The following is a 14,125-nucleotide window of genomic DNA, read 5'->3' on the forward strand; positions in this document are numbered from 1 at the left end:
GAAAGCCGTCAGCGGGTGGAACCGTGACGGTCGAGATGCGGCGGGGTACTGCGGAAGTCGTCGAGGAGTTCGACGGACGCCAGGGCGCGGATGGACTCGAGGTCCGCGCCGCTCGTGAGGGCGGTCCTGCGTGCCATCGGCTCCAGCGGCGGGACGAGCCGTCCGGGTACGGCGTCGGGCTGCGCGGAGCGGGCCGGGTCGAGCGGCGCCCGGAAGAAGACGTCGAATCCCGCCTCGTGGCGGGCCGCCTCGTCGATGCGGTCCTGTGCCAGGTTGAGCCGTGCCTGGGCCGCCTGGTCGCCGTGCTCCTCGTAGTCGCGGAAGAGGGCGCGACAGTGCCGTTCCCAGCTTTCCGCGCCGTGGTCCAGGCCGATGTCCAGGAACGGGTTCGTCATCATGCCGCGCTTGTTCTTCGGCGTCGCCCGCCAGGCGCCGACGTGCCTGAGGTTGCGCTCGGCGACCGGCCCCCCGTCCTCGGCCGCCTTCTCCGCGTACGTCTTCGCGAGGTCCAGTTGTTCTCTCGCGGCCCAGTCGCTGCCCGCGTCGGCCGACGTGACGGCGGTGGCGTAGGCGGCGATCGTGTAGGCCTCGGCCAGGAGTTCGGCGGGCAGCGAGGGGCCGGGGGCGGTCTTCCGCTCCCGTACGAAGGATTCGGCCTGCCGGCGTGCCCCGTCCAGGTCGCCGGACTTCAGCAGGTCGTACGCCCGGCCGAGTGCGACCAGCGCGTAGAACTCGCCGCGCCGGGGGTCGACGGTCTCGGTCGGCCGCCACAGCGCGGCCATCAGTTTCCACAGTCCCCGGTCGCGGAGGGTGTCGCGGTCCCACTGGCCGACGAGGGCCCCGGATCTGAGGTCGCGCAGCTGGATCTGCTGAGCGCGCGGGAGTACGGCGTCCAGCGCGTCGAGGGACGACAACTGGACGTCTCTGGCGACGTCGTAGAGCAGGTCCCAGACGTCTTCCGGTTCCTGCCTCAGGAGTGTCTCGTCGGCGAGGAACGCCCTGCGGCGCAGCGCGTCCTGCCAGTCGAGCCGTTCCGCGTCCTGCGGGCCGACCGTGTGGGGGGCGAGACGGGCGCGCAGGTAGAGCGCTTCGTCCCCGGCCCGGGCCAGCCAGGGCTCGTCGTCCGTCAGGAGGCCTCCGTGGTCCACGAGGTCGTCGAGGACCGACAGCGGCGCCCAGGGGAGGACCTGGGTCAGAACGGCGTTCGGCAGGGGTATCGCGCCGCGGGTGGCGGCGGTGACGAAGAGGGAGAAGGCCGGGCCGCCGGAGACCGCGTGGGATCGCGTGCCGAGGAGTTCGACGCCGGGAGCGGTGGAACACAGGACGCGGCAGCGGTCCGATCCCCGCTCGCCGAGCCAGCGGACCCCCGCGGCCCACAGGCTCCGCAGGTGTCCGAGCACGGCCTCGGGCTCCAGGGTCGCGAGGCCCGCCCGCACCGCGGGGAGCAGTGTCTCGCGGTCCGGTGTCCCCGCGACGGCCCGGTCCAGGGTGTCCCGCTGGCCGTCCGTCAGCTCGGGAGCGGCCGCGAAGTCCCGGAGCATCACCAGTACGGCGTCGATGGCCTCGTCGCCGTTGACGCCGAGCCAGCGCCATTTGCGTCGGCCGAAGCCGGTCGCGGCGCTCTGCCCCTGGCTCGACCGGCGCTCTCGCGCTCGGGCCAGGCGTTCCTTCTCGGCGGCTATCGCCGCGCGGCGGGCGGCGACCGGGTCGGTCATGTCGTACACGCCGACACTGTAACCGCGCACGAAATCCTCACCTACCCCTCCCCTGAACTGCGATTCCCCAGGTCACCCCTCCCTGCCGGAAGCAACACCAGAGAAGCACAGCAATGAAAGCATCGTCAATCACTTTGACAGATGTGGCGAACGCTGTAGGTTGTTGACTGCTCACTCCAGAGAGGGTCAGGACTCCCGCCATGCCTCAGCAGCCATCCGCGCAGGTGACCGCAGCCGAGATCTCCCGTATCGCGGGGGTCACGCGTGCCACGGTCAGCAACTGGCGCCGTCGGCACGAGGACTTCCCCGCGCCGGCCGGCGGCACGGACAGCAGTCCGCTGTACGACCTGGAGTCCGTGCGCGCCTGGCTCGCCTCACGCGGTCACGCCTCGGCGGCGACGCCGTCGGAGGAGCTGCGTACGACGCTGCGCCTGCGCGTACAGAGCGGCGGCAGCGGTACGTCGGAGGGGCTGCTGCTTCTCGTCCTCGCGGCGGCCGGGCATACGGCGGCGGAGCTGACGGCCGCCATGGAGCTGCCGGACGCGGATCTCGTGGCGCACGCGCGGCGGGACACGGTGGCGGCGGCGGACGCCGTGCCGGCCGCCGATCCGGTGCGTTTCGAGGCGGGGGACGCGGCGGCGCTGCGCGCGCTGTACGCGTGTGTACGGGACGAGGGCGCCCAGGCCGCGCTGGGTGTGCTCGCGGAACGGGAGCTGGAGGACAGTGCCGCGTCCGGCGCGTATCAGACGCCCGCGCCGCTGGCCGATCTGATGGCCCGTCTGATCCCGGGTTCACCGTCCGTCGTCCTGGACCCGGCCTGCGGTGGCGGCACCCTGCTGGCGGCCGCCGCCCGGCGGGGGGCGCGTGAGCTGTACGGCCAGGACAGCCTGCCCGTGCAGGCCCGGCGCAGCGCCGTGAGCCTGATGCTGACGGCGCCGGAGGCCACGGTCACCGTGCGCGCCGCCGACAGTCTGCGCGCGGACGCGTTCGCGGGGCTGGTCGCGGACGCGGTGCTGTGCAATCCGCCGTACGGCGTCCGGGACTGGGGGCACGACGAGCTGGCCTACGACCCCCGCTGGGCGTACGGCGTACCGGCCCGCGCCGAGTCCGAACTGGCGTGGGCGCAGCACGCGCTCGCCCATCTCGCCCCCGGCGGCTACGCGGCACTGCTGCTGCCCCCGGCCACGGCCGGGCGCGCGTCGGGGCGGCGGGTGCGGCAGGAGCTGGTGCGCAGCGGGGCTCTGCGGGCGGTGATCGCGCTGCCGGTGGGCGCGTCGGTGCCACTGCACATCGGGCTTCAGGTGTGGGTGCTGCAGCGGCCCGAACCGGGCGGCGCCGAGCGCAAGTCGGTGCTCTTCGTGGACACGGCGTCGGCGGGGCCGTCGGCGGACCGTACGCGGGGGGCGAGCCGGTCCGCCTCCCTGGACTGGCCGGGTGTCACGGCTCGCGCCCTGGACGCGTGGCGGGCGTTCACGGAGGACGCGGAGACGTTCGAGGGCGAACCCGGTGTCGCGCGCGCGGTCGCCGTGGTGGATCTGCTGGACGACGTGGTGGATCTGACCCCGGCCCGGCTCGTACGGGCGTCACGTTCCGAGGCCGATCCCGCGGAGCTGTCGGCCGAGGTCGACGCCACCCGCCGGGACCTCGCCCGGGCCGCGAAGGCGCTCGCGCGGGCCGCCGGTCGCGAGGAGTGGAGCGCGGCGGGGGCGGCAGCGCGGGAGTGGCGGACGGCCACGGCGTCCGACCTCGCGCGCGGAGGGGCGCTCACCCTGCTGCGTACGGTGCCGGAGGGCACGCGCGGGCGGGCGGAGGACGACGGGAGCGGGGAGCGGGGGGAGGTCCGCGCGGTGCTCACCGGCTCGGACATCTCGCGCGGTTCGGGTCCCACGGGCGACCCGGCGGAGCTGCGGAGCGACATGGCTCCGGTGATCGCCGTGGGGGACGTTCTCGTACGGGCGGTCGTGGGCGGGGACGGCCCGATGGCCCGGGTGGCGGGCGAGGAGGACGCCGGCGCGCTGCTCGGACTCCACATCCACCTGTTCCGCCCGGACCCGAAGCGCCTGGACGCCTGGTTCCTCGCCGGGTTCCTGGGCGCGGACGAGAACATCGCGGGCGCGTCGACCGGCAGCACGGTGCTCAGCGTCAGTCCGGGGCGACTGCGGGTGCCGTTGCTGCCGCTGGAGGAGCAGCGGCGGTACGGCGATGCCTTCCGGCATGTGCACGCGCTCCGGGCGGAGGCCCGGCGGGCCATGCGGCTGGCGGAGGAAACGGCGCGGTTGCTGGCGGGCGGGCTCACGGGCGGGCAGCTGCTGCCGTCGCGGGAGGCGGCGGAGGCGCCCGGTCCGGGTGGCGATTCGCCCCATTAGGCACGCGCGCCTCCACATATAGACCACACTTGTCGGACCGCCCGGCCCACTGATCGGCTCGGGCGGCGGGGTCGGGACATTTCGGAAGGAATCCGGGGATCCAGTTGAACAGCAGTAAGCACACGGAGTTGGCGAACCACGCGTGGTCCGTCGCCGACCTCCTGCGGGGGGACTACAAGCAGTCCGACTACGGCAAGGTCATCCTGCCGTTCACGGTCCTGCGGCGACTGGAGTGCGTGCTCGAACCGACCCGCGAGAAGGTCGCGGAGATCTCGGAGCAGCACGAGGACAGCGGGATCGACCCGGACCGCTTCCTGCGGCGGGCCTCGGGGCACTCCTTCTACAACCGGTCGAGCCTGACCCTGAAGAAGATCGCCGCGGACCCGCAGAACGCGGCGCAGAACCTTCAGGTGTATGTGGGGGCGTTCTCCGACAACGCGCGGGGGGTGCTGGACCGGTTCGAGTTCGCTCAGCAGATCAAGCGGCTGGACAGTGCCGGGCTGCTGTATCAGGTCATCGGCAAGTTCACGGACCTGGACCTGCGTCCGGAGGTCGTACCCAACCACAACATGGGTTACATCTTCGAGGAGCTGATCCGCCGGTTCGCGGAGCAGTCGAACGAGACGGCCGGTGAGCACTTCACGCCCCGCGAGGTCATCCAGCTCATGGTGCGGCTGCTGGTCGCCCCGGACGGCGACGCGTTGCAGCTCCCGGGTGCGGTGCGCACGGTCCTCGACCCGGCCTGCGGTACGGGCGGGATGCTCTCCGCGATGGACGACCTCATCAAGGAGCTGAACCCGGACGCCACGGTGGAGGTGTTCGGACAGGAGCTCAACCCCGAGTCGTGGGCGATCTGCCGGTCCGACCTCATGATCAAGGGGCAGGACCCCGAGAACATCGCCTTCGGCAACTCGTTCTCGGATGACGGGCACGCCCGGAAGTCCTTCGACTACATGCTGGCCAACCCGCCGTTCGGCGTGGAGTGGAAGAAGGTCAAGGACGAGGTCGAGCACGAGCACAAGGCGCTGGGCGAGGCCGGCCGCTTCGGGGCGGGGCTGCCGCGCATCAACGACGGGTCGTTGCTGTTCCTCCAGCACATGATCTCGAAGATGAAGCCGGTGGATGTGAGCGGCGGGGGTGGTTCGCGGCTGGCGATCGTCTTCAATGGTTCTCCGTTGTTCACGGGTGCGGCGGGGTCGGGCGAGTCGGAGATCCGCCGCTGGATCCTGGAGAACGACTGGCTGGAGGGCATCGTCGCGCTGCCGGACCAGTTGTTCTACAACACCGGGATCTCCACGTACTTCTGGATCCTGACGAACCGGAAGAGCCCCGATCACAAGGGCAAGGTCGTGCTGCTGGACGCGCGCGACCAGTGGCAGAAGATGCGGAAGTCGCTGGGCGACAAGCGGAAGGCTCTGGGCAAGGAGCACATCGCCGACGTCGTCAAGCTGTACGGGGAGGCGCTGGCCGTCGCGGGGGATGCGGAGCATCCGCTGCACGGGAAGGTGAAGGTCTTCGCGAACGAGGACTTCGGGTACCAGCGGATCACCGTCGAACGCCCGCTGAAGCTGCGGTTCGAGGTGACGGAGGAGACGTTGGCGGCGCTGGAGGCGTCGAAGACAATCCAGAAGCTGCCGCAGGCGTCGGTACTGGCAGATGCGTTCAAGTCCCTGATGGGGGCGAGTTGGGGGGCGAAACAAGAGGCTTGGCTCGCGTTGAAGGACGCGGTGGTCCAGGCCGGCGGGACGTGGCCTACGGGGGCGCCGTTTAACAAGGCGCTGCGGGATGTGCTGGGAGTGCGGGATCCGGAGGGCGATGTGCAGCTCGTCAAGGGGCAGCCGGAGCCGGATGGGGAGCTTCGGGACTTCGAGAACGTGCCGTTGGGGGAGGACGTCGAGGAGTACTTGGCGCGAGAGGTTCATCCTCATGTGCCGGATGCGTGGATCGACCGCAGTAAGACGAAGGTGGGGTACGAGGTTCCGTTCACGCGGCACTTCTATGTGTATGAGCCGCCGAGGCCGCTGGCGGAGATCGACGCGGAGCTGAAGGCGTTGGAGGCTGAGATTCAAGGGCTGTTGGGGGAGGTTACGGAATGACCGAGTCTCGTCTGGCGCCGTGGCTCTCTGCGTCACATTGGCCGACAGCACCAATTCGGCTCGTGGCGCGCCTGGGGTCCGGACATACGCCGAGTCGCACCAAGCCCGAGTATTGGGAGAACTGCACGGTTCCCTGGGTCACCCTCGCCGACGTATGGCAATTGCGTGACGGGCGGACCACAGTCATCACGAAGACGAAGGAAAAGGTCAGCCCTCTCGGTTTGGCCAACTCCTCCGCCGTGAAGCACCCGGCGGGAACCGTGATCCTTTCGCGGACCGCTTCAGTGGGTTTCTCCGCGATCATGGGACGTGACATGGCTACGAGCCAGGACTTCGCGACCTGGACCTGTGGGCCAAGGCTGGACCCTCGCTACCTTCTGCACGCACTTCGCGGCATGGCGCCTGATCTCAAGCGGGTGGCCACGGGCTCCACGCACAAGACCATTTACATGCCGGACATCGAGCAGTTGCGGGTTCCATTGCCCCCGCTGGAAGAGCAGCGCCGCATCGCCAAATTTCTCGACGCCGAAACCGATCGCATCGACAGCCTCAGAGCCGCATTGCAGCGTGAACTCGATCTCCTGAGCGAGCGTCGCTCTGCCGGTGTAGTCGCCGCAGTGTCAGGCAGCACGCACAACGCCCGACAGGGCTCTACCCTCGCTTGGCTGCAGTCAATTCCGGCGCACTGGCAGGAAGTCCGTCTGGGACTGCTGGCTCAGATGGGAAGCGGCCACACCCCCAGCCGGTCCCATCCAGAATGGTGGGTGGACTGCCGCATCCCCTGGATCACAACGGGCGAAGTTAGGCAGGTGCGAGACGACCGCATCGAACAGCTCTACGAGACACGCGAGAAGATTAGCGCGTTGGGACTCAGTAACTCAGCAGCTGAATTGCATCCAAAAGGTACAGTCTTTCTGTGCCGTACGGCTTCAGCTGGCTACTCCGGCGTCATGGGCCTCGACATGGCAACAAGCCAGGATTTCGTTACCTGGACTTGCGGACCTCACTTGTCCCCTTACTTCCTCCTGTGGTGCCTTCGGGCCATGCGCCCTGACCTTCTAGGTCGCCTCGCCATGGGCTCGACACACAAGACAATCTATGTCCCGGATCTGCAGATGCTCCGTATTCCCTTGCCTTCCATGGAGGAGCAAGAGGAGATCGTACAGAGCATTCGGCGTCAAAATGCACGCATCGACACACTCACCGACCGGGTGCGCCGCCAGCAAGAATTGCTCCGAGAACGCCGTCAAGCCCTCATCACCGCTGCCGTAACTGGCCAGTTCGACATCTCCACCGCCAGCGGCCGCAACGTCACCGAAGGAGTATCCGTATGAGCCCTGCGCACGACGAGTCCTCCTTCGGGTCGGCCATCGTTGCCGCCCTCTGTGAGCGAGGTTGGCGGGAGGCGAATCCCGAGGACTACCGATCCGACCTCGGGCTCGACACCAATGAGTTGTTCACCTTCATCGGGGCGACCCAGCCTGACGAGTGGAGCGAACTGCTCACCGTCTACGGCGAGAACCCCAACGATGCCCAGCGCGGTTTCGCGCAGCGGCTCGACCGGGCCATCGCCGATGACGGGCTCCTTCACGTCCTCCGGAATGGTGTCAAGGACCGCGGAGTCCGCCTCCGCGTCGCCTACTTCAAGCCCAACCTCATCTCGGCCCCGTCCGTCCTCAACGGCTACAACGCCAACCGCCTCACCGTCGTCCGTGAACTCCCCTACGCCACCAAGCAGGCCGACTGGGGTCACCGCCTCGACCTCACCCTGTTCCTCAACGGCATCCCGATCGCCACGGCCGAGTTGAAGAACCCGCTCACCGGCCAGGGTGTCGAGCAGGCCAAGGAGCAGTACCGGACCGACCGGGACCCGACCGAGCTGATCTTCACCCGCCGGGTCATCGCTAACTTCGCCGTGGACCCGGACCTGGTCTTCGTCACCACGCAACTGCGCGGGAAGAACACCCAGTTCCTGCCGTTCAACACCGGCTCGAACGGCCCCGGCCAGCCCGGCGGATCCGGCAACCCCGACCCCACCGCTCACGGCACGTACGCCACGTCCTACCTCTGGGAACAGGTCTGGCAGCGGGACAACTGGCTCGACCTCCTCCAGCGCTTCGTTCACCAGCAGAAGGAGAAGACGCCCGGCGGAGGCACCACCAAAAAGACGATCTTCCCGCGCTTCCACCAGTGGGACGTCGTCAAGAAGCTCACCGCGCACGCGTCCGTCCACGGCGCCGGCCAGAACTACCTCGTCATGGCCTCCGCCGGCTCGGGCAAGTCGAACACCATCGGCTGGCTGGCCCACCGCCTCAGCGACCTCCACGCCCGGACCGACCCGGCGGTCCTCAGGCCCGACGCCCTCGCCGAGGGCCGTATCAAGCCGGGCGAGCCCGTCTTCGACAAGGTCATTGTCATCACGGACCGCCGTGCCCTGGATGCTCAGCTCTCGGCGACGGTCGGCAGCTTCAGCCAGACCGATGGCCTGGTAGTCAAGGTCGACGAGAAGCACGGCGCGAAGAGCGAGCAGCTCGCCCGCGCCCTCTCACGGGACACCGGGAAGATCGTCACCGTCACCCTGCACTCGTTCCCCGCGCTGCTCGACTACATCAAGCGCAACCCCACCGAGATCAAGGGCACCCGCTTCGCGATCATCGTGGACGAGGCGCACTCCTCGCAGTCAGGCGACGCCGCTACCGCCGTGAAGTCGGCCCTGCGGGACCTCGGTCTGGACGCCGACTCGGACGACGAGGGCGCGACCACGCTCACCGTGGACGACCAGCTCAAGGCGAAGGCGGTGGCACGCTCCCGCGCAGCCAACCTCTCCTACTTCGCCTTCACGGCTACCCCCAAGTCCAAGACCCTCGAACTCTTCGGCGCGGAAGGCGTGGAGAACGGCAAGACCGTCTATCGCCCCTTCCACACCTACTCCATGCGCCAGGCCATCGAGGAAGGCTTCATCCTCGACCCCCTGCGCAATTACGTCACCTACAACACCTACTGGAAGCTCGCGAACCTCAACCGCGACGAGAAGGAGGTGGACCCCTCCAAGGCGAACAGCCAGCTCGCCCGGTTCGCACTCATGCACGAGCACACCGTGTCCCAGCACGCGACGGTGATCGTCGAGCACTTCCTGGCCCACACCCGCGGCCGACTCGGGGGACGCGCCAAGGCCATGGTGGTCACGGCCTCCCGGCACTCTGCCGTCCAGATGGCCCGCGCCATCCGCAGTTACATCGCGGACCGTGAGTACGACACCAAGTACCCGGACCTCGGCGTGCTCGTCGCGATCTCCGGCACCCTCACCATCGACGATGAGGAGACCACCGAGGTCAAGGAGAACGGCGGCATCTCCGAGGCGGCGCTGCCGAAGGCCTTCGGCTACACCCGCGAGGACGACAAGGCCGCGAAGGCCGGCGGCAAGGGGCAGCAGGAGTACCGGATCCTGGTCGTCGCGGAGAAGTACCAGACCGGCTTCGACCAGCCGCTTCTCACCACGATGTACGTGAACAAGACGCTCACCGGCATCGCGGCCGTGCAGACTCTCTCGCGCCTCAACCGCACCGCCGAGCGCAAGTCGCAGGCCGACCTGGCCGTACTGGACTTCGTCAACGACGCCGAGGACATCAAGGAAGCCTTCCGCCCCTACTTCGAGGAGGCGCACACCCTGCCCTCCGACCCCAACCTCCTCTACACGGCCCAGAGTCGCGTCATGTCCGCGCCGATCATCTCGGAGCAGGACATGGACGAGTTCGTCGCCGCGTACCTGGAGGCGGAGAAGAAGGCGGCCGGCGTCCAGTCCAAGTGGGAGAAGCTGCACGCGGAGTTGTACCGGCTCCTCTCCCCCGCCGTGGCCCGCTTCAGCGCTCTGCTGGAGAGCGAGGAGGAGGACGACGTCGAGACGGCGGAGGAGTTCCGCGCCAACCTCAACGACTACGTCCGGAAGTACGGCTTCCTCGCGCAGATCGTCCCCTACCGCGACGCCGAGTTGGAGCGCCTGCACCTGTACGGGCGCCACCTGCTCAACCGACTCCCCCGCCTCGCTGACGGCGGAGTCGACATAGGAGAGGTCGACCTCAGCCACCTGCGGGTCGAGAAGACCGGCGAGCATGATGTGTCCCTCGCTCCCGAAGGTCCCGCCGAGCTCAAGGGCTTCGGTGATGGCGCCGGCGGCGCGAAGGACGCGGACAAGTCACTGCTGTCCGAGCTGATCGAGAAGTTCAACTCCAAGTTCGGTACGGAGTTCACCGAGGAGGACGTCCTCCCGGCCTTCAACGCGACGAAGAAGGACCCGAAGGTCCGGGCGGCCGCCGTCGTCAACGACGAGGAGAACTTCGGGATCGTCTTCGACAAGAAGTTCGAGGAGAACATGATGGATCACGTATCCACCATCGACACCCTCGGCAAGCGGTACTTCGGTACGGACCGGGACTTCAAGTCCAACCTCGACCGCAGCGCTCGCCGCGCGGCCTGGCGGATGATCCGCCGGGAGGAAGGGTTGGACGACTTCTGAAGTGCCGTGGGCTCGGTGCACGAGCGCCGAGCCCACGCACACGGTTCACCGCCCTGTGGCCATCCGCAGGAAGTCGCTCCAAGCGGCGAAGCCAACCGCCAGATTCGCCACCGCGGGCCGCTTCGAATCCCTGACGAGGACAGCTCCGGGGAGCGGGGCAACCTCCAGACACTCGCCTCCATTGCCAGTGCTGTAGCTGCTCTTGACCCAAGCGGCCTCGGGCACAGCCGCCTTGCTGTGCTGCACGCTCATGTCTCTCCCATCAGTTGCTTGATGAACGCCGCTGACTCGCTCGGTGTCAGGGCCTGTGATCGGAGGATGCCATAGCGAGCTTCCAGCGTCCGCACGTATGCGGTGTCGGTGAAGATGCGGCTGTGATCCTGTACTTCGGCGTACGCGATCCGCTGCCCCTTGTCGGTGTCGATCAGTGAGAAGGGCCCGCTCAACGCGGCGTTGTCTTCCCGCTCGATCGGCATAACCTGGACTTCCACGTTCCTGGACTGTCCCGTGGCGAGGATGTGCGCCAATGCCTCGCGCATCACCTCCACACCACCGATCGGCCTGCGCAGGACGGCCTCCTCGATCACGAAGCTCATCAAGGGGGCTGGACGACGCAGGAAGATCTCCTGACGCACCATGCGCGCCTCGAGTCGCTGCTCGATCACGTCGTCCTCCAGCAGCGGACGTTGCCTGTGGAAGACCGCCCGCGCGTAATTCTCGGTCTGCAACAGACCAGGCACGGCATACACGGCGTACAGGTTCAGCGCCGCGGCTCTGGCTTCAAGCCGCGCCATGTCCCGGAACATTGCCGGGTACTGGGCCTTCCCCACCTCATCCTTCAACGCCCGAAGTACACCGCCCGCCCCCAGTACCTCATCCGCCTTGTCGATGAATGAGGCCTGCGGAATCCGCCTCCCCTGCTCGATCGAGGCAACCGAGTCCGCCGAGTACCCCACCCGCCTCCCGAACTCCGCCCGCTCCATCCCCGCCCGCGTCCGCAGCAGCTTCAACTGCCGCCCGAACGCCGTCACCACGCCCGTCCCCGGCTCGTCCTCCGGCCGCCGCTGCTGCCGTACCGCCGCCGTCTCCTCGTCCCGTACCTCGGTCATCGCCCTGCCCGCCTCTCCCCACGTACCGTGCCGTACAGCGCCCGCGCCAACGCCGTACGAAAGCGCCGCGACGGCGCGTCACCACTGGTCACGCTATGCCACGACCGGCCACCGTAAGGGCATGAACGTCACACAATCACCCCCAACGGTGCACCAGTTCTCGATGCGCTTCAGTTCCACCCCGCGCGGCGCCCGTCTCGCCCGGCGCATGTGCGAGCACTGCCTGGACGCCTGGGGGGTGCCGTACGACAGCGACGCCCACGACGCGGTCACGCTCGTGGCGGCGGAACTGTCCGCCAACGCGGTACGGCACGGGCACGTTTCCGGCCGCGACTTCCACGTACGCCTGACCGCCGACCCGGCCGCCCGCACCGTACGGATCGAGGTCACCGACACCCGGGACGAACGCCTGCCCCAACTCCCCGCCACACCGCCCGAGGACGGCGAGAGCGGGCGCGGCCTGCTGCTGGTCGCGGCGCTCGCCGACCGCTGGGGCTGCTCGCCGCGCGCCGGGGGCGGGCCGGGCAAGACCGTGTGGGCGGAGTGCACGGCGTACTCCGGCTGACCTGATCACACCCGCACCACCCGCCCCGGTTGGACGCACGCGCCCCCGCCCGGAAGACTGATCCCCGACCACAGCGCAGCACTCTTCGGGCACTCCACGTGAGCGGGGGCGGGATCAGGTGCCGGACGACGTACGACGGATCGCGGGACGCTACGAACTCCTCGAGCAGTTCGACCACGGCGGCATGGGGGACGTCTGGCGCGGCTACGACGCCGTGCTGGACCGGCCGGTGGCGGTGAAGCTGATCCGGCCGCAGGCGGTGACGTCGCCGCATCTGGCGGAGGAGTTCGAGAAGCGCTTCCGGCGCGAGGCGCGCGTCACCGCGCGGATCCAGCACCCGGGTGTGCCGCAGGTGTACGACGCGGTCCTTGACGAGTCGTACGAGCAGCTGTTCCTGGTGATGGAGCTGGTCGACGGCGTGCCGCTGACCGCGTACGTGCGTCCCGAGCAGCGGCCGCCGCTCCCCGTCAGCTGGGCGGTGGCCGTGGCGGCGCAGGTGGCGACCGTGCTGTCGTACGCGCACGACGTGCCGGTCGTCCACCGTGACCTGAAGCCGGGCAACATCCTGGTCGCCCGCGACGGCACGGTTAAGGTGCTGGACTTCGGCATCGCGGCGATCCTGCGCACGGACGTCACCAAGCTGACGGCGACGGGCAGCCCGGTCGGGACGTACCAGTACATGGCGCCCGAGCAGGTGCGCGGGGCGCGGGTCACACCCCGCACCGACTTGTACGCGCTCGGCTGCGTGCTGCACGAACTGCTTTGCGGGCGGACGCTGTTCGGCGGTGACAGCGAGTGGCAGCTGATGATGCAGCACATCAACGCGGCGCCGACACCACTGCGGCAGCTGCGCGCCGACGTCCCTCAGGCGCTGGAGGAACTCGTCCTGCACCTGCTCCGCAAGGCGCCCGAGGCGCGTCCGGTGGACGTGCAGGAGGTGTACGAGCGGCTGCGGCCGTTCCTGCCCGCGCCCGGTGAGGAGTCCGCGCCGCAGGCGGGCCCTGCCGGGGCGCCCGACCCCACCGGTATCTTCCGCCACCCCTACGCGCCCCGTTCACGCGCCGGCGCCGCGGGCGTACGGCGGAACGCGCCGGACGCGGCCCCGGCACCCGTGCTGCCGCCCGCCCAGCGTGACGAGCTGCGGGAGCGGATCCGCGAGGTGTACGACCACTGCGACGCGCTGTGGGAAGAGGACCGCTTCTCACAGGCGGCCGAGGTGGTCGGCGAGATGATCGACGCGGCCGCCCGGGTCCTCGGCGCGGAGAGCAAGGCGGTCCTCGCGCTCCGCACCCGTCGGGCACTCAGCCGCCAGCTCGCCGGCGATCACCGGTCCGCGCTGCCGGAGTTCGAGGCCCTGGCCGACGCGTACGGCCGGGTCAGCGGTCCGCACAGCGAGGAATCGCTGGACTGCCGCGCCCAGGCCGCCCGCTGCCGTGGCGAACTCGGTCAGGTCACCGAGGCGCTGGCCGGACTGAACGGCGTACTCGACGCCGTCCGGGCCGTCGACGGCGACGCGAGCGAGAACGCGGTGGAACTGCGCCGCGACATCGGCATGCTGCTCCTGGCGCAGCAGCGCGCGGCGGAGGCGTACGACGTGCTGGAGCCCCTGCACACGGACCTGTGCATGGTGCTGGGCCCGGACCACGAACTGACGGCCGAGGTGGCGGAGACCCTGGCGGTGATCCGCCTGGACCTCGACGGCGGAGCCTCTGGATCTTCTCCCTGACCTGGCCTACGTCTCTGCCCCCGCCCGCACGGACA

The 14,125-nt window shown here is 69.1% G+C and carries 9 protein-coding genes; 6 read left to right on the top strand and 3 right to left on the bottom strand.

All coding sequences use genetic code 11. From position 1 onward, the window contains the following. Window positions 1-8 precede the first annotated feature (8 nt). Window positions 9-1,715 (bottom strand): hypothetical protein, encoded by a 1,707-nt coding sequence (locus IF28_RS0114875; protein WP_030219328.1) that lies wholly within the window; start codon window positions 1,713-1,715, stop codon window positions 9-11. A gap of 200 nt (window positions 1,716-1,915) precedes the next feature. Here IF28_RS0114875 and IF28_RS0114880 point away from each other — a divergent pair, with 200 nt between their 5' ends. The 4 genes from IF28_RS0114880 to IF28_RS0114895 all read left to right on the top strand — a co-directional run bounded on the left by IF28_RS0114880 (window position 1,916) and on the right by IF28_RS0114895 (window position 10,690). Further along, window positions 1,916-4,081 carry an N-6 DNA methylase gene (locus IF28_RS0114880; RefSeq protein WP_199808993.1) on the top strand — a complete coding sequence of 722 codons (2,166 nt, stop codon included), beginning with the start codon at window positions 1,916-1,918 and terminating at the stop codon, window positions 4,079-4,081. A 104-nt stretch (window positions 4,082-4,185) separates the two neighbouring features. Further along, complete coding sequence (locus IF28_RS0114885) at window positions 4,186-6,177, top strand: type I restriction-modification system subunit M (protein WP_030219339.1); 1,992 nt, start codon at window positions 4,186-4,188, stop codon at window positions 6,175-6,177. Continuing rightward, entirely contained in the window at window positions 6,174-7,511 is a 1,338-nt protein-coding gene (locus IF28_RS36370; RefSeq protein WP_078621157.1) for a restriction endonuclease subunit S, read from the top strand. The genes IF28_RS0114885 and IF28_RS36370 overlap by 4 nt, the downstream gene beginning before the upstream one ends. After that, window positions 7,508-10,690, top strand: coding sequence for a type I restriction endonuclease subunit R (locus tag IF28_RS0114895; RefSeq protein WP_030219344.1), 3,183 nt, complete (start codon window positions 7,508-7,510; stop codon window positions 10,688-10,690). Before IF28_RS36370 ends, IF28_RS0114895 begins: the two co-directional genes overlap by 4 nt. 45 nt (window positions 10,691-10,735) lie before the next feature. Here IF28_RS0114895 and IF28_RS0114900 read toward each other — a convergent pair whose 3' ends face one another. Beyond that, entirely contained in the window at window positions 10,736-10,942 is a 207-nt protein-coding gene (locus IF28_RS0114900; RefSeq protein ID WP_030219347.1) for a DUF397 domain-containing protein, read from the bottom strand. Continuing rightward, a complete protein-coding gene (locus IF28_RS0114905; protein WP_030219349.1) occupies window positions 10,939-11,799 on the bottom strand; it encodes a helix-turn-helix domain-containing protein in 861 nt (286 codons plus the stop codon). The genes IF28_RS0114900 and IF28_RS0114905 overlap by 4 nt, the downstream gene beginning before the upstream one ends. 121 nt (window positions 11,800-11,920) lie before the next feature. Between IF28_RS0114905 and IF28_RS0114910 the strand changes: the two genes are divergently transcribed. Next, the gene (locus IF28_RS0114910) at window positions 11,921-12,364 is read left to right on the top strand and encodes an ATP-binding protein (protein WP_030219352.1); all 444 of its coding nucleotides are present in this window, start codon (window positions 11,921-11,923) and stop codon (window positions 12,362-12,364) included. Window positions 12,365-12,548: 184 nt separating this feature from the next. After that, entirely contained in the window at window positions 12,549-14,090 is a 1,542-nt protein-coding gene (locus tag IF28_RS0114915; protein ID WP_234325192.1) for a serine/threonine-protein kinase, read from the top strand. Window positions 14,091-14,125 lie beyond the last annotated feature (35 nt).

Source organism: Streptomyces sp. NRRL WC-3626 (assembly GCF_000718785.1).
In the GTDB taxonomy this organism is placed as follows: Bacteria; Actinomycetota; Actinomycetes; order Streptomycetales; family Streptomycetaceae; genus Streptomyces; species Streptomyces edwardsiae.

Coding starts and splice junctions, on each gene's coding strand:
- IF28_RS0114875 (WP_030219328.1), bottom strand. CDS start 1,715: ATGACCGACCCGGTCGCCGCCCGCCGCGCGGCGATAGCCGCCGAGAAG.
- IF28_RS0114880 (WP_199808993.1), top strand. CDS start 1,916: ATGCCTCAGCAGCCATCCGCGCAGGTGACCGCAGCCGAGATCTCCCGT.
- IF28_RS36370 (WP_078621157.1), top strand. CDS start 6,174: ATGACCGAGTCTCGTCTGGCGCCGTGGCTCTCTGCGTCACATTGGCCG.
- IF28_RS0114895 (WP_030219344.1), top strand. CDS start 7,508: ATGAGCCCTGCGCACGACGAGTCCTCCTTCGGGTCGGCCATCGTTGCC.
- IF28_RS0114900 (WP_030219347.1), bottom strand. CDS start 10,942: ATGAGCGTGCAGCACAGCAAGGCGGCTGTGCCCGAGGCCGCTTGGGTC.
- IF28_RS0114905 (WP_030219349.1), bottom strand. CDS start 11,799: ATGACCGAGGTACGGGACGAGGAGACGGCGGCGGTACGGCAGCAGCGG.
- IF28_RS0114910 (WP_030219352.1), top strand. CDS start 11,921: ATGAACGTCACACAATCACCCCCAACGGTGCACCAGTTCTCGATGCGC.
- IF28_RS0114915 (WP_234325192.1), top strand. CDS start 12,549: ATGGGGGACGTCTGGCGCGGCTACGACGCCGTGCTGGACCGGCCGGTG.